The following is an 18,480-nucleotide window of genomic DNA, read 5'->3' as shown; positions in this document are numbered from 1 at the left end:
ACGTCTTTCGGCAGCGCCACCGAGCGCCTGAACGCGGTGCCCCTTGTCGGCGGGCAGATCTCGGCAGCGCTCGAAGTGCTGCGCTGCCGGCGGCGCATCGCCAGGATCCGCGGTCTCAGGCAGCGGTGCTGCAACCCTATGCGCGCGATGCAGGGTTCGCCGATGACGCGCTCGCAGGTGCGGCGCTCCACGCGCGCGTCACTGCGCTGGCGAAATGGACGGCGGCCCATGACCCGCTCCGCCAGTCCGACGCCGAGGCCATCGTCGAGGCGGCAGCACGGCATCCTCTGGTGGAAGGCGAAGCCGGAATCGGGTTCGAGGCACCGGCCTTTCAGGAGATGATCCTCTTTATCGAGGAGCTGCCCTGGTAGGCTGGCACCTATCGCTTCAACCGATTGGCCCGGCGCTACCGCGCAAGATAGGCCCGGACTGCGTCGGCGCTGTTGCCGACGGCATCGACCGCTTCCTGCAAGCGCTCCCGGCTGACGCCGAACTTTTCCGTCCAGTAGGAAACTTCATAATCCTCGCCCATCGCGACGCGCGAGCTGTCTTGCGGTCCACGTAACGTCTTGTCGTCTGCCATGCTCAAGCTCCTCTTGTCTGATCTTCCAACCTTCCGGATTCTCAAGAGTTTCCCAATGCTTGGCGTGACACGGAACGAACCCGCCTTGAATTGAGTCTAGGGACGATGAAAACGTCCGCTTCTACCGCACGTCGCGCGCGCCCAAAATCGGATCGGGTAAAGGTGCCGCCGCCGTTTAGGCCGGTACAGCTTGCCCAGCTTGTCGATGCCGTTCCTTCGGGCGACCGCTGGCTGCACGAAATGAAGTATGATGGGTACCGGGCTTTGATCGCGGTCGGCGGGGGCGAGGCGCGCGCCTATACGCGCTCCGGTCTGGACTGGTCGGACCGTTTCTCGGCCATTCTAAAAGAGGTTGCCGGGCTCAAGGTCGATTCCGCTTTGATCGACGGCGAGTCTGTCGTGCTGGACGCGAACGGCAAGTCGAGCTTCCAGGCGTTGCAGGGCGCGCTCAAGGGCGCGCCCGGGACGATCGACTATTTTGCCTTCGATCTGCTCGAGCTGGACGGCGAGGATCTGACCGGACTGCCGCTGCTCGAGCGCAAGGAAAAGCTGCGTGCCATCCTGCCGGAGGATAACCCGCACCTGCGCTACTCCGAACATATTCGCGGCAACGGTGAGAAGCTGCTCGCGAATTTCTGCAGCGCCAATCTCGAAGGCGTCATCTCCAAGCTCGCCACCGCAAAATATGTCGGCTCGCGCAGCGGCACCTGGGTCAAGACCAAGTGCATCAAGCGCCAGGAATTCGTGATCATCGGCTGGACGCCCTCGGACAAGTCGCGGACCTTCCGCTCGCTGATCCTGGGTATCCATGAGGATGGCGCGCTGCGCTATGCCGGCAAGGTCGGAACGGGGTTCAATACCGCCGAGCTGCTGCGTCTGATGGAGATCATGGCGCCGATCGAGCAGAAGGAGCCGACGGTGAAGGCGCCGCGCGCCGAGGTACGCGGCGCACATTGGTTGAAGCCCAAATTGGTCGCCGAGATCGCCTATACCGAGATGACCAACGAGGGCACGCTGCGGCATCCCAGCTATCTGGGGCTGCGCGAGGACAAGAAGCCCGAAGCGGTCGTGCTCGAGGTCGAGGCGCACGTCGAATCGGCTGCTGTGCCGGCAGCGTCCAGCGTCAAGATCAGCAACCGCGACCGCGTCATCTTTCCGGAATCGAGCATCACCAAGGGCGCGCTCGCCGACTATTATGCCGCGGTGGCGCCGATCATGCTTCCGTGGTGTGGGAGCCGGCCGATCAGCCTGGTGCGCTGTCCGCAGGGCCGTGCGAAGAAGTGCTTTTTCCAAAAGCACGATGCCGGCAGCTTCGGCGACACGGTCAAGCATGTCGGCATTCTCGAGAAGGACGGGCATGAGGAGCCTTATCTGTTCGTCGACACGGCCGACGGGCTGCTGACCTGCGTGCAGATGGGGACGATCGAATTCCATGGCTGGGGTGCCAGGATCGAGGATGTCGAGAAGGCCGACCGGCTGGTCTTCGATCTCGACCCTGACGAGGGGCTGGACTTCGAAGCAGTGCGAAAGGCCGCCTTCCATTTCCGCGACATCCTGAAGTCAATCGGACTCGAGACGTTCCCGATGGCGACCGGCGGCAAGGGCATCCACGTCATCGCGCCACTCGTGCCCAAGGCGGAGTGGGCCGAGGTGAAGGACTTCGCCCATCGCCTTGCCCAGGCGGTGGCGCAGAGCGATCCGGAGAATTTCACTGCCGCCTTGCCCAAGGTGCAGCGTAAGGGCCGCATCTTCGTCGACTATCTGCGTAACCAGCGCGGCGCGACCGCGGTGATGCCTTACGCGGTACGCGCGCGTCCCGAGGCGCCGGTGGCCGCGCCGATCACCTGGAAGGAAATGGAGACGATCGAGAAGCCGTCGCATTTCCATATCGGCGATGCTGCGGAGTTGGTGAAAAGGGCTGCATCCAAGGCGCTGTCTGGATGGGGACGCGCGGATCAAGTGCTGCCCGACCTGTAAAGTTCAGGAATACCAGCATACCACTCGGCATAGGGGGTGTTGCGCGCCATGCGGCGGTTATAGTCCTCGGAGCCATCGCCCCACCATACTGGCCCGCGTTCGCCGAGCGCGCGCTTTGCTCGATCGACTGCAGCACGCCCACTGTTCTGGGCATCCGCGTCGGCAGCGCGGCGAGCCATTCGGACCGCCCGCCGCGCCGTCATCAATTCGTGAACCAGTTTTTCCCGCTCGTGCGCGGGAAGGGATGGGTCTGACATGCGCCAGAGCCGCCCGCGGACCACGAAATAACGCCCATCGGGCGTAACGGGATTTTTGCCTGCCAGGCGCATGTCTTCAAGGATCCCCAACCTTCGCCGCGGCGATCTCGCGTGCGGTACTGCAGACTGCCAGCCATCGGGCGCGGTCGGCCTGCGCATCGGGCAGTGCGCGGTGGGCGGGCGCTTCGCCCGACGCGCCATTTTCGTTCCGCGTCAGGATCGCTTCGATCGCCGCTGCGAGATCTTCGTCCGCCAGCTTCGGCGTCAAGATCGACAAAGCGCATTCGCGCAGCGCCTCGGCGGTGCGTCGCAGCCTCAGGCTATGGCGGGGATAGCCGGCGGCGCGCAGCAGGGCGCTGAGCCACTTGCCATCCCAGGACGGCGCGCTCGCCAGCAGATCGTGCCCGGTAAGTTGATTGATCATGCGCTGGCTGACGAGATCGTGCGGCGTGCCATGCAGGGCGAGCGTCTCGCACGTAATCCCATGGATTGCTTGGGCCTCCTCGTCCCAATCGATCCAGGCGGGCGCCGGACGGATCAGATGGGTCTCCGAACGCCCGTCGGCGAATATCCAGGCGACCTCGATCGGATAGCTATGCTTGCCGAGCGACGAGGCTTCGAAGTCGAGAAAGACCAGCATTGGACCGGAACGACTGCAGCACGACAAGGCTGCATATGCGAAGGGCCGCCCCTTTCGAGACGGCCCTTCCATTGTCATCCGAACGCGGACAGCTCAGCCGAGCCGGACCCCCGCGGTGGAGGTCATGCTCGAAGATCCTGCCGCGCGCGGCATGTGACAATGAGACATCTGACCACCTCCTTTCCGTTGTTGAACGATCAACTTGATGTGGGAGCCCGGATCGGATTTTCAATCGGTCAAGACATTGGAGCGGCAGGAATTTCGGCGATTCCTCATGATCGGATCGCCTCGACTTCAAGCGCCCTCGGCCGGAATCGCAACCCCGCTTGGCGGCGGCTCCTCGCCAAACACGCTGCGCCCGCCATAGCTGTGCGAATTGTGGCGTTCCTCCGCAATCAATGCTTCTACCGACGGACCGGTCGCGCTGGATTCCAACCGGCGCGCCTGGGCATCGAGTCGCCGGATCGCGTCGAGTTCCTCGCTGTGGCCGAGCCGGGCATGGCGGACCGCGGCCTTCATCACCGAGATCGTATGGTCGTAGACCTTGATCGGCACGGGATAGGGATGCCGGTCCTTGCCGCCGTGCGCGAGCGAGAAGCGCGCCGGATCGCTGAACCGGCAGGGTGCGCCGTGCACCACCTCCGCGACCATCGCCAGCGCGCGCACCGTCCGGGCGCCGACGCCCGGCACGAGCAGCAGGTCGGCGAAATCCTTTGGCCCTTGCTCGGCGGCTGCGGCAAGCGCGCCGTGCAATCGGCGGCCGATGATATTCTCGGGGCGGACATCGTGGTGATCGGGCAGCACGAGATGCGGCAGCAACGCCTGGGCATCGGGCGGGGCGGGCGCCTCGAAGCGCGCGAGCTCGCGGGCGATGCCGTCGGGACCGATCGAGCCGAGCAATTCGAGCTGTCCTTGCCGCGATGCCTCCGCCCGCCGGTCGGCGAGATTGACGATGACGCCCTGGTCGCGCCCGTCGATCGCGGTATGCGGCGCGTCGACGAAGCTTTCCAATCCCTCGCTCAGCCAATGATAGCGTCGCGCCTGGCGGCGATCGCCGTTCATGCCCTGCTGGACGATGACCCAGCGGCCCTCGTCGGTGACGATGAAGCCGTGGAGATACAGTTCGAAGCCATCCTGGACGGCGGCGCTGTCGACCTTGGCGACGAGGCGGCTGGCATGGCCTAGAGCCGTGCCGTCGAGCCCGGTGCGCGCGCCGACGGTGAGCAGTTCGGCGGGCGTCGCGCGGCTATGCTTGCCGCGTCCGCCGCAGACATGGATGCCGAGTTCGTGCGCGCGGGGCGCCAGGCCACGCTTGAGCGACCCGAGCACGCTCGTCGTGATGCCGGACGAGTGCCAGTCCATGCCCATCACCGCGCCGAAACACTGGAACCAGAAGGGATGGGCGAGGCGGCGCAGCAATTCGTCGCGGCCATATTCGAGGACGATTGCCTCGACGAGGATCGTGCCGAGCTTGGTCATGCGCTCGCCGAGCCAGGCCGGTACGCGTCCCCCATGGAGGGGCAGGTCGGCGCTGCCGCCCCGGCGGCTCATGCCGGAAGCATCCCGCGACGCTCAACCCGCGGCCAGGCGATGATCTTAGAGGGCGGCTGCGCGTTCATGGCAATGCACATAGCAGATCGGGAACAGATTGTGAACAACGGGTCGAGCCAAGAAGGGAATGATGAGGCAATGGAGATCATCCGGTTGCCGCAAGGCGAGGCGGCTCCGGTCGACAGCGACTGCATCAGTGTCGACACGGTCGAGGGTGGATTCCGGTTGACCGGTTCGCTGCTCACCTCCGAGGAGGGCTTGCCGACCGAGAGCAGCCGGGTCAGCCGGCCATAGGCCATGCGGTCGGTCGAATAGACGAGCAGCCCGGTCTCGTCCGCCAGGTCGAGCCGGCAGCCGGCGATCGAGCGCACGCCGGTGGCGCGCTGCGCATCCCACGCACGGACGATTCCGGCGACCGAGTTGCGGTCGGCAATCCCGAGCGCAGGCATCTCGAGCATCGCCGCGGCGGCGAACAGCTCCTCGGGTGAAGAAGCCCCGCGCAGGAAGCTGAAATGCGTCGTGACCTGGAGTTCGACGTAGCGGGAAGCGGACATCGGGCTTCGCTTTCGGCAAAACATCGTTCCCTATATGTTCTTGTTCCGCGTGTCGATTCCAATCGCGCCGGCCCTGCCGCGCTTTCTCTACCGGCGATGCATCGGGCTGACCCATGGATTGGCAAGACTCGGAAACGAGGTGATTCGTTCCTTTTTTGTTCCTAATGGGATGAAAGAGTCAAGCGAGCGGCCGCCGGACGCTCGAAATCGGGCCTTGCAAGACGGGACGGTCAGGGGCCTTCGTGCAGCGGGTCGGTGCGGGGCTCGGGCGCTTCTACCGGGCTCGCGCGCAGATCGTCGACGGGCTCGCCGAGCGCGGCCGCGATCATCCGCTGCCAGACCGCGATGTCGCCGGCGAGCTCCATCTCCGCATCGGGCTCGCGCAGCGTCTTGAGCACCGCGATCGCATCGCCCTCGAATTCGTGCCACCGGTCGACGACCGCGCCTGCCGCATGGGCATCGTCGCCGTCGGCATTGGCGCTGAGACGCTGTCCGGCCAGCACCCGCGCGATCCGTTCGACCGCGCCCGTCGTTGCAATGTCCATATCCTGCTCCTCCACCGCGTTCCAACGATCGCCGCGCCCGGCGTTGCGGAGAGCCGGGCGCGCAAGCACGGGCCGCGATCTAGTCGCCGCCGCCCTGGCCGCGCAGATAGGTCTGGACCGCATGCGCGTCGCTGCCGACCGCACTAACTGCTTCCTCGAGTTGCGCGCGCGTCACCGAGTAACGGTCGGCCCAACGCTGCGCGGCTGCGGAGTCGTTCAGGTCGATCGTGGTAGCCTTGCGGTCGGCGATGCCCGGATCGCCCGCGGTGCCCGCGCCGATCGCCGGATTGCGCGCCGCGGTGCCGCCCGTGCCGTTCTTGTCGCCACTTTCGTTCGCGCCGCCGGCGGCGTCGCGTTCGATCGCGTTGCTATAGGCAGCGCCCTCGTCGGCGACGCCGGCCTGCTCGCTCTCCTGGGCGGCCCGTTCGGGCGTGGCTGGTCCGCCATGGGCTGGGTTGCGGTCCGACATCTGCATTTCTCCTCGGCACGACCAACCTATGGCCGGGGCCCGGGGTTCCTGCACCTTACGCTACCGGACCTTTCTCGACGCGTTGGGGGAAGGGGAGGGCTCAGCCGCTGGGTCCGGGCCCGGTCTCGCCGGCAACCTTGATGTCTTCGGCCGTGCCCGGGATGCGCGAGGGCTCGATGCTGTCGTCATCGCCGCCCGATTGGTTGGCAGCGTCCTTCTCGGCTTCGGGTCGGGAGAAATCGGCTGCGCTGCGACTATCGTCGGGCCCGGCGCTGACCTCGGCCAGCGGATCCTCTTCGCCGGTCTGGGGAATGCCCTGATCGTCCTTGACGGGCGAACCGGGCCGCGGCGCGGAAGGTGCGCCGGAACCATCGACATTCGCGTCGTTCGTCCAGCGGCCATCCGGCGTCGATGCGGTGCCGGTGACGTTGCGTGAATCCGCAGGTTCGAGTTCGCCGCCATGGCCTGGCGCCGGTGCGTCGCCGCTCCAGCGTCCGTCCGGCGTATGGGCAGTCCCGGTCACGTTTCGCGAGTCCCTGGGCTCCAGTTCGCTTCCTCCGGCCATCGTCGCTCTCCATCAAACGCCGCATCGAGGCGGCCTGGTTTCAAAGCGCGCCGACAGCGCCGGGAGTTCCGGCGATCGCGTCGATCGGCGCGCGGCGAAGCGAAAGCGGAACGCGGGGCCGCTTCGAAACGTCTGTCCCGCGTGAAGATCGCGACCTACAATGTGAACGGCGTCAACGGACGCCTGCCGGTGCTGTTGCGCTGGCTGGAAGAACGCCAGCCCGACATCGTCGTGCTGCAGGAGCTGAAGGCGCCGCAGGAGAAGTTCCCCGAAACGGCGATCCGCGACCTCGGCTATGATGCAATCTGGCATGGCCAGAAGAGCTGGAACGGCGTCGCGATGCTCAGCCGGGTCGGCGAGATCCACGAGACGCGCCGCGGCCTTCCCGACGATCCCGACGGCAGCCAGAGCCGCTATATCGAGGCGGCGGTCAACGGGCTGCTCATCGGCGGGCTCTATCTCCCGAACGGCAATCCGCGGCCGGGCCCCAAGTTCGACTATAAATTGCGTTGGTTCGACAAGCTCATCGAGCACGCCGCGGGGCTGCTGGAATCGGGCCTGCCGGTGATGCTCGCCGGCGACTTCAACGTCATGCCGACCGAGCGCGACGTCTATAAGCCGGAGCGCTGGCTCGACGATGCGCTGTTCGCGCCCGAGGTGCGCGAGGCCTTTTTCCGGCTGACCGGGCAGGGCTGGACCGATGCGCTGCGGACGATCCACCCCGACGAGATCATCTACACCTTCTGGGATTATTTCCGGAACGCCTATGGCCGTAATGCCGGCCTCAGGATCGATCACCTGCTGCTCAGCCCGATGCTGGCCGACCGGCTCATCGACGCCCAGGTCGACAGGCATGTCCGCGGCTGGGAAAAGACCAGCGATCATGCGCCGGTCTGGGTCGAGCTTTCCGACAAGCCCAAGCGCAAGCGGCGCCCATGACCGACAAGTCGCATCCGCTCGCCGACACGGTGCCGATGGAGGCGAAGCTGGTCGAGGCGTTACCCGCGCAGGGCGCGTGGCAGTTCGAGCCCAAATGGGACGGCTTTCGCGCGATCGCCTCGCGCCTGGGCGGCCATGTCGAGCTGCGCTCAAAATCGGGCAAGTCGCTGGCACGCTATTTTCCCGAGATCGTCGCTTCGCTGCTGGCGACCCGGTCCGACGATTATGTCCTCGACGGCGAGCTGATCCTGCCGATGGACGGCATCCTGTCCTTCGACGCTCTCCAGGCGCGGCTGCATCCGGCCGAAAGCCGGATACTCCGCTTGTCGCACGAGACGCCGGCGCAATTAATGCTGTTCGACTGTCTCGCGCTGGGCGGCACCGGACTGGCCGACCGGCCGCTCGCCGAACGCCGCGCGGCACTTGAGCGCTTCCATGCGCGTGACGGCAGCGCGATGCTGCTGCTATCGCCCCACGCCTCCGACCTGGCGGGCGCGCAGGCTTGGCTCGCCGCCAGCGGCGAGGCTCTCGACGGGGTCATCGCCAAGCCGCTCGACCAGCCCTATCGGCCCGGCGAGCGCGCGATGCTCAAGGTCAAACAGCACCGCACCGCGGACTGCGTCGTCGGCGGCTTCCGCCGTGCCAAGGACAGCCAATCCGTCGTTTCGCTGCTGCTCGGGCTCTATGATAAGGCTGGGCTGCTCAACCATGTCGGCTTCACCTCCGCGCTTGCGAAGCAGGACCGTGCCGCGCTGACCGAGCGGCTGGACGCGCTGATCGCGCCGCCTGGCTTCACCGGCAAGGCACCGGGCGGGCCGAGCCGGTGGAACGACGGCAAGGAAAGTGAGTGGCTGCCGCTCAAGCCCGAGCTGGTCGTCGAGGTGAGCTTCGACCAGGTCACCGGCGACCGCTTTCGCCACGGAACCGGCCTTGTGCGCTGGCGGCCCGATAAGGCGCCCCGGCAATGCCGCATGGAGCAGCTCGACTATGCGCTGCGGCCTTCGGAACTGGCGGATGTCAGCGGACCGCGCGGGTGATCCGTGCTTCGTCGATATCTTGCGCGAGCCGCTCCACAGACAATTGTGGCCTCGCTCACTTTTTGCCGTCGCGAACGGCGCGTGCCTGCTTGTCGAGCTTGTCCGCCTCGATATCGGCATTCCCGCGAATCTGATCGCCCCGGCTCTCGAGCGCCGCAGCATCCGCGTTCCGCGCCCTGCGATCGGCCGCTTCCACTTGGTCCTGCGCTTGGCCCTGACGCTGGTTCGGTCCATCGCCTGAGACATTTTGCCCGTTTGCCAGCGCCTCTGCCTGGTCCTTTTCGCGGCCCGCGCGCTCGTTAGGTCCCTGGCATGCGCCGAGCGCCAGCGATGCCAGGATCATTGCCGCCAGCGCCGCGCTCCGCATCAGCGTCCGGCCTGGGGTGACGCGCCGGAGCGCCCGTCCAGAGGCGGCTCTCCGGCGACCGCCTGCCATGCCTTGCCGATGCCGTACTGGACGGCCCAGCCAAGCGCATAGGTGGCGAGGACCGGTGCCAGGAAGCGAATCGCACTTTCGGCGACCGTCCCGACGATCGCACCCTTGATCCCGCTGTCGCCATCCTGACGGTCGATCGCGGCGCCGATCAGCGCGCCCAATAAATTGCTCATCGCCATACTCCTTTTCTGCAAAGCGCATGCGGGACGGGCAACGTTCCGCGCGGCGCGAAGCCCCGGCGAAGGTTTCCGGACTGGGCAGGGCCAGATCGTCCGCTTCGGCGCTAGGCTGGCGTTAGGGGAGGCCTGAGCGCGCGGCGATTTATTTCGGAGCGCATGCGCCCGCGTTCGATTCCAACGGGTTATAGCTTCACAATCCGCCGCACGAGGGAATGCGTCCTGTCGATCTCGCATCGACAGATGGCGTGCGCCTGCACGACGCGCGGCGTCACCGAGAGGAAAATTCATGAAGCTCTATATTCTTGCCGCGCTGGCGACCATCGCCAGCACCGGCGCGATCGCCCAGGACCGCCAGTCCTCGCCACACAACCCGGCCATGAAGGACAGCCGCGTCCATGCAGTCGCCCGTCCGGCGCGCGGGCATAGCTCGTTCACCCAGAGCCAGGCCCGGGGACGCATCGCCAAGGCCGGCTTCACGAAAATCAGCGGCCTTCGCAAGAACAATGACGGTGTCTGGCAAGGCCGCGCGATGAAGCACCGCCGCCCGGTGACGGTGATGCTCGACTTCAAGGGCAACGTCACTTCGCGCTGATTCATTGCATTTCAGGAGTATTGAATATGACCAGGACCATCACACGCCTGTTCGACGACTATTCGGACGCCAAGACCGCGGTGACCGAGCTCGAGCGCATCGGCGTTCCCCATGACGATCTCAGCATTGTCGCCAACGACGCGCACGGCAGGCACAGTGCCGACCGAGGCGACAATGACGGTATCAATGAAGATGGCGACGTCACCCGCGGCGCCTCTGCCGGCGCCGCCATCGGCGGCGTGGGCGGCCTGCTCGCCGGCCTTGGGCTTCTCGCGATTCCCGGCCTCGGCCCGATCGTGGCTGCCGGCTGGCTGGCATCGACCGCAGTCGGTGCGGCGATTGGTGGCGCCGGCGGCGCGGCCACCGGTGGTATCGTCGGCGCGCTGAAGAATGCGGGCCACACCGATGAGGAAGCCGGCGTCTATGCCGAGGGCGTCCGCCGCGGCGGAACGCTCGTCAGCGCGCGCGTCGAGGACAACCTCGTCGGCGAGACCGAGGCGGTGCTCGACGGCAATCGCGGTGTCAGCGCCGGCGCCCGCGGATCGGACTATAGGCAGTCCGGCTGGACCGGCTTCGATCCGGACGCGGCGCCGTATAGCACCGGCGAGATCGACAGCCATCGCGCTGCCTATCGCCGCGAGCCGACCGTGATGTAATCGATGGGGAGGCCGGCCATCGCGCCGGCCTCCTTACGCCACGCATTGCCGCGAACGCGGGCCGGCGCGCCGCATCGGCGCCTCCAGCCTGGGTCAACCGACCTGACCGCCGTCAGCTGACGAGGTTTGCACGGTCGCCGATTTGGATATGCCGTGCGGCGCGCCGGTGCAGCGAATTCGGGAGGTGCTCCGGCGTGATGAACGTCGCGGCGATTGATCGGTTAGCACCTGATGTCGGACATATTCTACTGGCCTCCGGAGCCCTATATCTCGGCGCTGGTCGGGATCGGCGTGCTGATCGCGCTCGTCGCGTGGCTGCCGCTTGCCTTGAAAAGGCTGCCACTGTCGCTTCCGATCGTCTGCATCGCGATCGGTGCTGCCCTGGGCCATTATGCGCCGACACCGGTGGTGCCCTTGCCCAGCGCGCATCCGGTCTTCGTCGAGCACTTCACCGAGCTCGTCGTCATCATCGCGCTGATGGGGGCCGGGTTGAAGATCGATCGGGTGTTCGGCTGGAAACGCTGGGCTGTCACCTGGCGCCTCCTGGGGCCCACGATGCTTCTGACGATAGGCGGGGTTACCTTGATCGGCGTTTGGGTGCTTGGCCTGCCGCTCCCGCTCGCCATCCTGCTCGGTGGGGTCATGGCGCCGACCGACCCGGTCCTTGCGGCCGATGTCCAGGTCGGCCCACCAAAGTCGGGCGAGGACGACGAGGTGCGTTTCGGGCTCACCTCCGAGGCGGGCCTGAACGATGGACTGGCCTTTCCGTTCGTGAATCTCGCGATAGCGCTGGCGGCAGCGAGCATGACCGGCGAAGCCTGGGCCACGAAATGGGTCCTTCATAGCGTGATCTGCGAAATCGTGGCCGGGGCCGGCATCGGCTGGCTGGTCGGCCAATTGTTCGGATGGATCACGTTCCACATTCCGGCCGAGAGCAAGCTGGCGCAGACCGGCGACGGCGTGATCGCGATCGCGGCGACGCTGATCACCTACGGGCTCTGCGAGATGGCGCAGAGCTATGGTTTCCTCGGCGTCTTTGTTGCCGCCATGGCCATTCGGCATGCGCATCGCAGCCATGAATTCCAGCGCGAAATGCACGACTTCACTGAGCAGATCGAGCGGATTGCAATGATGGCGGGTCTGCTGCTGTTCGGTGGCGCCCTGGTGAGCGGCCTCCTGGCACCCCTCGGCTGGCCGGAGATACTTGCCGCCGGTATCATCTTGCTCTTGGTGCGGCCGGTGGCCGGCGCGATAGGCCTTCTAGGCTTCAAGGCCGGACGCAGCGAGAAGATGACCCTGGCCTTTTTCGGGATCCGCGGCGTCGGCTCCTTCTACTATCTCGCTTACGGTCTGAACCATATGGAAGGGGGAGATCAGAGCCGGCTCTGGGCATTGTTGAGCCTCGTGGTCCTGGTCTCGATCCTGCTGCACGGGCTTACGGTCACGCCGGTAATGCGGTCGCTCGACCGTCATCACGGGCGCGATCCGGATGCGGACGAAAGCTCCCCTGGCCACGCCGCTTAGCCCAACTTGCTTCCGTCATGCGCCCCTCTCGCGGGGCTGAACGATGGCGCGATGTCGCTGTGCCCTGCGGTCGCGCGTTGCGGACATCGCGCGAGCGCGATGGCGTTTTCTGTCCGCGTCCGCGGACTGGCGCGGTGGGCGTCGCATCCCTGTGGTCCCGCCGCGGCGCGCCGCAAGCCGGGCGTTGCCCGGCTCCTCCACTGCGTTGCGGCCCTGCGGGTGCGGCCCGCCTCGTCCGGCGGGACCGGCGGTCCTGCTCCTGCCGCCCACCCCGCCATTCCGGCCCGGGTCGCGGTGTTTTTAGCAGGAGGAGGGCAGGGCGATGCGCCTGAACCGCAAGGGCCGTGTCCGCTTGGCGCGGTTGGAGGCTGCTGTGGCGACGATGGAGGACACCACGCGCGAGATATTCCTGATGCTCCGGGTGGACGGTCTGGCCTATCCCGAGATCGGCGCGCGGCTCGGGCTGTCTGTCGCCGAGGTCGAGCGAGGCTTCGTCGAGGCCATGGTGCATCTGACTCGCTTCATGGACGAAGCGGAGCGCGGGGAGGGCGACTGAACGCCTTTGGACCCGATGGGTCTTGCCATCTCGGCTTTGCCTGCCACAGGTTGCGGAAACACCATGCGAACCGGCCTCGATCATCTTCCCCAGTCCAAGCAGCGCGAGCTCGGCCATGTCGTGCGCGTGCTGATCGAGGAATTCGAGGCTGCTCATGCGATGGGCACGCTGAAGTGGAAGAAGGCAGGGCGCGTCTTCAAGATCGTGCTCTACGGCTCCTATGCGCGTGGCGACTGGGTCGACGATCCGGTCGGCGGCTACCAGTCCGACTATGACATCCTGATCGTCGTCAACGACGAGCGGCTGACCGAATTCGAATTCTGGTCGGCGGCCGAGGACCGGCTGATGCGCGATGCGACCATCACCAACGTGCTGAGCGCGCCGGTCAACTTCATCGTCCATTCGCTGGCCGATGTGAACCATCAGCTCGAGCGCGGCCGGCCGTTCTTCATCGACATCGTCGGGCAGGGGATCGCGCTCTACGAGGCGGAAGGCTTCCCGTTCGTGCAGCCGCGCGATTTGCCGCCCGAGGAGGCGCGCGCCGAGGCGCAGAAGTATTTCGATGAGTGGTTTCCGAGTGCGGAGCGCCGCTTGGACCTCGCCATGACAGCATTGTCGAGGGGCTACTTAAAGGAAGCCGCATTTGACTTTCATCAGGCGACTGAGCGGTTCTACCACTGCGTGTTGCTGGTCTTCCGGCTCTACAGCCCGAAATCGCATAGGCTCAAATTCTTGCGCTCCCACGCTGAGGAGGTGGCGCCCGAACTGGTCGCTGCCTAGCCGCGCGGAGACAAATTCAGCCGCCGCTGTTTCGAGTTGATCCGGCAGGCCTATGTGAACGCCCGCTATTCGCCGCACTACGAGATCACCGATGAGGAACTCCGCTGGATCGGGGAACGGGTAGCCGCGCTCCAGGCATTGGTTCTCGAAGTTTGTGAGCGTCGATTGGCAGCGAACGGCTAGTTTTGGGCCGGTTACGGAAAGTCCGGTTTTGGGCTGCCACCACGCGATAGCTGCCGTTGGCGAGAGGTATCCTCGAACGACAGGCGGCGCCCCACTAAACGCCGTTCGCCGATCCCTAAAGCGATCGTCGCTGTGGTGCCTACGATGTGAATTTTGCCGCCGTGATGGCCGCCCGTTTTCCTAGCTCTAATCTACGCTGTCGGCGACCGTCCGAATAATAGCAAGGTTTGCCCTGGGCATGTGCTATGATGCCAGCAAGGCCGAGTCCGCCATCACTCATGCGTGCGGCCGTGTGCTCTACATAGGACTTCATTCCGGAGAAACCTGGGGGCCGAAAGGACTCCACGTGCCCGACACAGCATCCGAAGCTCCCGAGCTGAGCCTCAATCTTGCCATGGCCGTAGTCGCATCGTCGCATGCGCCGGTGTTGCTCCTCGACGAGAATCGCGTTGTGGTCGGGGCCAGCGAAGCCTTTTGCGACGCCTTCGGCATCGATGCCGACACCATCGCAGGCCGTGAGTTCGCCAAGCTGGGTGCCGGCGAATGGGCTGTCGCACAGCTCCAATCGCTGCTGAAGGCGACCGCGTCGGGCTTGGCCGAAGTCAAGAACTATGAGTTCGACCTGAAGCGCGAGGGACGCGCGTCGCGCTGCCTGGTTCTAAATGCCCACAAGCTCAATTATGGCAGGGGCGAACCAGTCAGGCTTTTGCTCGCCATTGCCGACGTAACCGATGCCCGGATCGCGGAAAAGATGACCGAGGATCTGATCCGCGACAAAGGGATGCTCCTTCAGGAGCTCCAGCATCGCGTCGCCAACAGCCTTCAGATCATAGCCAGCGTGTTGATGCAGAGCGCTAAGCGGGTGCAGTCCGAGGAGGCGCGCGCACATCTGCACGAGGCCCATCACCGCGTGATGTCGGTGGCCGCCATCCAGAGGCAGCTCGCCGTGTCCTCGATCGACCGCGTCAGGCTCGGGCCATACTTGACCCAGCTGTGCGAAAGCATTGGCGCATCGATGATCCACGATCCCGGTCAGATCAGCCTCAACGTCACCAGCGACGAGAGCAGCGTGAATGCCGAGGTGTCGGTCAGCGTCGGTCTGATTGTCACCGAACTCGTCATCAATGCGTTAAAGCATGCCTTCCCCGAAGGGCGGCGGGGCAAGATCATGGTGAACTATGGTAGCCAGGGGCCCGTCTGGAGCCTGTCGGTGGTGGACGATGGCGTCGGCATGCCGAAGCAGCAGTCCGGGGCGTCTAAGGCGGGCTTGGGCACCAACATCGTCCAGGCACTCGCCAAACAACTCGAGGCGCATATCACGATCTTCGACGCGACACCCGGAACGGCGGTATTGTTGGAGCATGGCGAGGGCGGTCCTGGCATAGAGCCCGTCGCCGCTGTCTAAGCATGGCCACCGCCTCCAGCGGGAACTACGGCGGACTTATTGGTCAAAGGGCGGCTCGTCCTCGGCGACGCGAAGCGCGCATTCGGCGAGCGCTGAAGGATGTATCCTAACATTCTCGAATAGAGCCAATAATAATTATTGGCGATCATAAAATAAGATCTACAAATTATATTTGATTTTATTTTGGACTTTTGCGCGGGCCGAGCTGTTCTGTACATGACAACATCCGTAGTTAGGAACATAGATCATGAAGAACATATATCTTGCGGTCGCCATATTGGTCGTCGCGGCTCCCTCCTGGCCCGCGCTGGCACAGCCCAATCAACCTCGAAACGAACAGCGCGGGGACCTCCGCGCGGCCGACCAGGAATATCATGGGGACCGCGATGCCGACAATTCACGCGAGGGTCGCAAGGCCCAGCGTGCGTATGCGCGCAACCTCGCGGAAGCCAATCGCAACGCGCGACAGGCCAATCGCGGCTGGCGCAGATACGCCAATTATGACTGGGATCGCCGCGAACCCGGAATGAACCGCTATGACGCTGGGCGCTACTATCGCAGCGGCAACTACTATCGTACCCGGACGCTTGCCGCGAACGACCGCATCTATCGCGGCCAGAACGGGCGCTATTATTGCCGTCGCTCGGATGGCACGACGGGGCTGATCATCGGCGCCGCCGCCGGCGGACTGCTCGGCAATACCCTCGTGCGCGGCGACAGTCAGGTCCTGGGAACATTGGTCGGCGCTGCCGGCGGTGCGTTTGCAGGTCGAGCGATCGAGCGGAACGGCGTTCGCTGCCGATAAAGCTAGGCATCACAGGGAGGATGGCGGGAAACCGCCACCTTCTTCGAGAGGCCGGTGCCGGTATCGGGTGATCTGAATCGCCCTTGCCAGACCGAGTGCAAGAACTCCAGGCGCTGGAATTACCTATCGAACTGTACCTTTTCATTACCTGCATTCTGGCCGCAGTAATCGCACTGCTTGTCAGCGTGTGTGTCTGGACGCTGTGGAATGACGCGCGCCAGCGCCGGATCGCTCGGCGAAGTGAGCTATGATGGCTGGTGATTGGACAGTCTCCTCAACATGCTCGGTGTTCGCGGGGCCACGGCCTCCGAGGCTGAACGCAATCTCGGGCAATTCTCGCCTCCTGCGGCTTCCGCAGGATTTCCGACGCCATTGCCGCCGGATCCCGGAACTCCGCTAAACGACCGCTTCCGCCGGACCGCTTGCCGATAGCGGCCAGGAAGAATCACCCCTTCTCCGCCGTTCAGGCATCGCCGGGTTGATTTAGAAGCCGCCGGGCGGCTTCCGCCCCCCCCCAAGCAGCCTGTCGCCAATCCACCCGTCCTCCGCCGTTACAGTCCAAATGTGCCCAGCCATTGATCGCGGTCCCAGTGAGACCGGTTGTGCAGGGTCATCGCCCTAACAGCACGAGAAGCGGACGCGCTCCGCCTGTGCGACGAACGCTGGTGTTCGGCAGGCTTTTGGCGCGCGAGGCTGACGCGTTGGGTCGACCGAGCGGAATCATTACTAGAAATAAAAGGCATGAAAATCTCCGCGTCAGAGCGGAATCATGGATAATAAGCAGTCGTGTTCAAGCTATGAAATCACGGCACGATGCAAGGTATATGCTAACGGCATTTCACCTATAACAGTCCGACATTTGAAATCGGCAAATAGTTTAACTGCGCCCTTGCGATCCATCCTCGCACGCATGACATAGTTTAAGCGATCCTGAAGCTGATGCGTCGGCCCTTCGAACCGCCCGAGACAGCAAGTAGGATGAAAAGCCGATGTTTCTAGACGACCGCGACGCGCTGGCAGGCAACGAATTGCCCCTGCCCTGGAACACACCGCCCTCCAACCAAGGATCGAGCGAATGCCGCTGGTGTTGGCGCTTCATCTACGCGCCAGCGCTCCCATGCTCGGTCGAAGTGCTCCCCGGGCTCGCCGATATGTTGACATCGTCCGGGTTCGGAGACCGATGCAAATGGGAACTCGCTACTCGCATGCCTGCAAACGGCGCGCTCGCGGGAATACCCCTGTGACCAGCAAGCACCAGCGCTGGACCCAAACCGCAATCAACGACCTGAGAAGTGGGATTGCAAACGGGCTGGAAGTTGAGACCATAGCCGACACATTAGGGCGCACCGTGGAGGACACTAGAGCGATGGCTTTGCGGCTCCGTCTGCTCGTGGCGAGATAGCCGGCCATTGAACCGTTAACCTGACTCCGCCCCCTGCCGGCGGTAGGCCAGGCTGATCCGGTCATGTACCAATCACACCGTTGGTCAGCGCAAATGCGACCATATGCGACCGGTTCCGCGTTCGAGTCTTGAGACGTATATGGTCGATATGGCGCTCCACCGTCCGCGGAGCAATCAGGAGCTTCTTGGCGATCTCCTTTGCGGAAAGACCAAGCGCGACAGATTGTAAAACTTGAAGTTCTCTCGCCGTCAACCACTCGTTGGGCGCGTCGCGTTCGTCCATGGCTTGTCCAGTTCTGAGCGGAGAAGTGTCAGAAAACGCTTCGGCAACATCGGGAAAGCAAAAGGCCTCGATGAAAGTATATTTAGCGTAGGTTATAATATATTCTTAGTAAAGCGCTGAATTAATTTTTCTCCGCAGCGAGCTGATTTGCATCAAGTTGGGTGGAACAGAACTCGCTCAAACCGGCGCCGCTCATGCGCCACCGGAGCTGCAACCGAGCTTAATCGTGGAAGAGATTAGGCTACGACTGCACTGCAGGCGGTCATTACGAAAGAGAATGACAGAGCTCGGGCTCGAGCCCTCATCCACTCGCATTCCATCGCGACCAGCGGCTTTTGGGATCGCTCCCATATGACGACTATTGGAACGCAAGGCGGGCGATGGTGAGGAGGCCCGCGCCGACCGCTTTCCACCCACTAGCCGTCCACCCACCGCTTGAGTGAACGACGGCTTTGGTGATGGCTCGCGGATCGTTCGAACGGCCGAGATTGGGGCGCGTAGCTGACCGGCGGATCACGCGGGAGCCGTCCAGCGGCGTGCCCGGTAACAGATTTAATAATTG

Annotated in this window: 21 protein-coding genes and 1 pseudogene; 11 read left to right on the top strand and 11 right to left on the bottom strand. The window is 64.5% G+C overall.

Annotation, left to right across the window (positions count from 1 at the left end; all coding sequences use genetic code 11):
- Positions 1 to 125: 125 nt before the first annotated feature.
- Positions 126 to 371, top strand: coding sequence for a hypothetical protein (locus O3305_RS07350; RefSeq protein WP_269575818.1), 246 nt, complete (start codon positions 126 to 128; stop codon positions 369 to 371).
- Between the two features lie 35 nt (positions 372 to 406).
- On the opposite strand, the gene O3305_RS07345 is transcribed toward O3305_RS07350, so the two are convergent.
- On the bottom strand, positions 407 to 583 hold the full coding sequence (locus O3305_RS07345; RefSeq protein WP_269575817.1) for a DUF3606 domain-containing protein: 177 nt from the start codon (positions 581 to 583) through the stop codon (positions 407 to 409).
- A gap of 240 nt (positions 584 to 823) precedes the next feature.
- Here O3305_RS07345 and ligD point away from each other — a divergent pair, with 240 nt between their 5' ends.
- Positions 824 to 2,560 carry a DNA ligase D gene (gene ligD / locus O3305_RS07340; protein ID WP_269575816.1) on the top strand — a complete coding sequence of 579 codons (1,737 nt, stop codon included), beginning with the start codon at positions 824 to 826 and terminating at the stop codon, positions 2,558 to 2,560.
- Here ligD and O3305_RS07335 read toward each other — a convergent pair.
- The 7 genes and pseudogenes from O3305_RS07335 to O3305_RS07305 form a co-directional block, all read right to left on the bottom strand.
- The gene (locus O3305_RS07335; RefSeq protein ID WP_269575815.1) at positions 2,539 to 2,889 is read right to left on the bottom strand and encodes a hypothetical protein; all 351 of its coding nucleotides are present in this window, start codon (positions 2,887 to 2,889) and stop codon (positions 2,539 to 2,541) included. The two genes, ligD and O3305_RS07335, sit on opposite strands and share 22 nt — an antisense overlap.
- A 4-nt stretch (positions 2,890 to 2,893) precedes the next feature.
- On the bottom strand, positions 2,894 to 3,457 hold the full coding sequence (locus tag O3305_RS07330; protein WP_269575814.1) for a 3'-5' exonuclease: 564 nt from the start codon (positions 3,455 to 3,457) through the stop codon (positions 2,894 to 2,896).
- Positions 3,458 to 3,751: 294 nt separating this feature from the next.
- Complete coding sequence (locus O3305_RS07325; RefSeq protein WP_269575813.1) at positions 3,752 to 5,008, bottom strand: DUF763 domain-containing protein; 1,257 nt, start codon at positions 5,006 to 5,008, stop codon at positions 3,752 to 3,754.
- A 257-nt stretch (positions 5,009 to 5,265) separates the two neighbouring features.
- A pseudogene (locus O3305_RS23200) lies at positions 5,266 to 5,562 on the bottom strand (PHP domain-containing protein); the annotation flags it as partial.
- Positions 5,563 to 5,792: 230 nt separating this feature from the next.
- Positions 5,793 to 6,107 carry a hypothetical protein gene (locus O3305_RS07315; RefSeq protein WP_269575811.1) on the bottom strand — a complete coding sequence of 105 codons (315 nt, stop codon included), beginning with the start codon at positions 6,105 to 6,107 and terminating at the stop codon, positions 5,793 to 5,795.
- A 79-nt stretch (positions 6,108 to 6,186) separates the two neighbouring features.
- A complete protein-coding gene (locus tag O3305_RS07310) occupies positions 6,187 to 6,576 on the bottom strand; it encodes a DUF3606 domain-containing protein (RefSeq protein WP_269575810.1) in 390 nt (129 codons plus the stop codon).
- A gap of 100 nt (positions 6,577 to 6,676) precedes the next feature.
- Positions 6,677 to 7,099, bottom strand: a complete 423-nt coding sequence (locus O3305_RS07305; protein ID WP_269575809.1) for a hypothetical protein — start codon at positions 7,097 to 7,099, stop codon at positions 6,677 to 6,679.
- A 183-nt stretch (positions 7,100 to 7,282) separates the two neighbouring features.
- Between O3305_RS07305 and xth the strand changes: the two genes are divergently transcribed.
- Positions 7,283 to 8,080 carry an exodeoxyribonuclease III gene (gene xth, locus O3305_RS07300; protein WP_269575808.1) on the top strand — a complete coding sequence of 266 codons (798 nt, stop codon included), beginning with the start codon at positions 7,283 to 7,285 and terminating at the stop codon, positions 8,078 to 8,080.
- The gene (locus O3305_RS07295; protein ID WP_269575807.1) at positions 8,077 to 9,117 is read left to right on the top strand and encodes an ATP-dependent DNA ligase; all 1,041 of its coding nucleotides are present in this window, start codon (positions 8,077 to 8,079) and stop codon (positions 9,115 to 9,117) included. The genes xth and O3305_RS07295 overlap by 4 nt, the downstream gene beginning before the upstream one ends.
- Positions 9,118 to 9,172: 55 nt before the next feature.
- Here O3305_RS07295 and O3305_RS07290 read toward each other — a convergent pair whose 3' ends face one another.
- Positions 9,173 to 9,460, bottom strand: a complete 288-nt coding sequence (locus O3305_RS07290; protein ID WP_269575806.1) for a hypothetical protein — start codon at positions 9,458 to 9,460, stop codon at positions 9,173 to 9,175.
- Between the two features lie 23 nt (positions 9,461 to 9,483).
- The gene (locus O3305_RS07285) at positions 9,484 to 9,726 is read right to left on the bottom strand and encodes a hypothetical protein (RefSeq protein WP_269575805.1); all 243 of its coding nucleotides are present in this window, start codon (positions 9,724 to 9,726) and stop codon (positions 9,484 to 9,486) included.
- A gap of 292 nt (positions 9,727 to 10,018) precedes the next feature.
- On the opposite strand from O3305_RS07285, the gene O3305_RS07280 reads away from it, so the two are divergent.
- The 7 genes from O3305_RS07280 (at position 10,019) to O3305_RS07250 (ending at position 16,233) form a co-directional block, all read left to right on the top strand.
- Positions 10,019 to 10,324, top strand: coding sequence for a hypothetical protein (locus tag O3305_RS07280; protein WP_269575804.1), 306 nt, complete (start codon positions 10,019 to 10,021; stop codon positions 10,322 to 10,324).
- Between the two features lie 26 nt (positions 10,325 to 10,350).
- Entirely contained in the window at positions 10,351 to 10,980 is a 630-nt protein-coding gene (locus O3305_RS07275; RefSeq protein WP_269575803.1) for a general stress protein, read from the top strand.
- A 231-nt stretch (positions 10,981 to 11,211) separates the two neighbouring features.
- Positions 11,212 to 12,504, top strand: a complete 1,293-nt coding sequence (locus O3305_RS07270) for a cation:proton antiporter (protein WP_269575802.1) — start codon at positions 11,212 to 11,214, stop codon at positions 12,502 to 12,504.
- Between the two features lie 322 nt (positions 12,505 to 12,826).
- Positions 12,827 to 13,060 carry a sigma factor-like helix-turn-helix DNA-binding protein gene (locus tag O3305_RS07265; protein ID WP_269575801.1) on the top strand — a complete coding sequence of 78 codons (234 nt, stop codon included), beginning with the start codon at positions 12,827 to 12,829 and terminating at the stop codon, positions 13,058 to 13,060.
- 15 nt (positions 13,061 to 13,075) lie between these two features.
- Positions 13,076 to 13,840 carry a nucleotidyltransferase domain-containing protein gene (locus O3305_RS07260; protein WP_353739227.1) on the top strand — a complete coding sequence of 255 codons (765 nt, stop codon included), beginning with the start codon at positions 13,076 to 13,078 and terminating at the stop codon, positions 13,838 to 13,840.
- A 529-nt stretch (positions 13,841 to 14,369) separates the two neighbouring features.
- Positions 14,370 to 15,428: a sensor histidine kinase gene (locus O3305_RS07255; protein WP_269575800.1), complete on the top strand. Its 1,059-nt coding sequence runs from the start codon at positions 14,370 to 14,372 to the stop codon at positions 15,426 to 15,428.
- A gap of 247 nt (positions 15,429 to 15,675) precedes the next feature.
- Positions 15,676 to 16,233 carry a glycine zipper 2TM domain-containing protein gene (locus O3305_RS07250; RefSeq protein ID WP_269575799.1) on the top strand — a complete coding sequence of 186 codons (558 nt, stop codon included), beginning with the start codon at positions 15,676 to 15,678 and terminating at the stop codon, positions 16,231 to 16,233.
- Positions 16,234 to 17,696: 1,463 nt separating this feature from the next.
- Here O3305_RS07250 and O3305_RS07245 read toward each other — a convergent pair.
- Entirely contained in the window at positions 17,697 to 17,918 is a 222-nt protein-coding gene (locus O3305_RS07245; RefSeq protein ID WP_184000833.1) for a response regulator transcription factor, read from the bottom strand.
- Positions 17,919 to 18,480 lie beyond the last annotated feature (562 nt).

It is taken from the genome of Sphingomonas sp. NIBR02145 (assembly GCF_027359115.1).
Lineage (GTDB): Bacteria > Pseudomonadota > Alphaproteobacteria > Sphingomonadales > Sphingomonadaceae > Sphingomonas > Sphingomonas kyeonggiensis_A.
The sequence above is the reverse complement of the archived record's forward strand: the minus strand, read 5'-3'. Positions and strand labels throughout refer to the sequence as shown.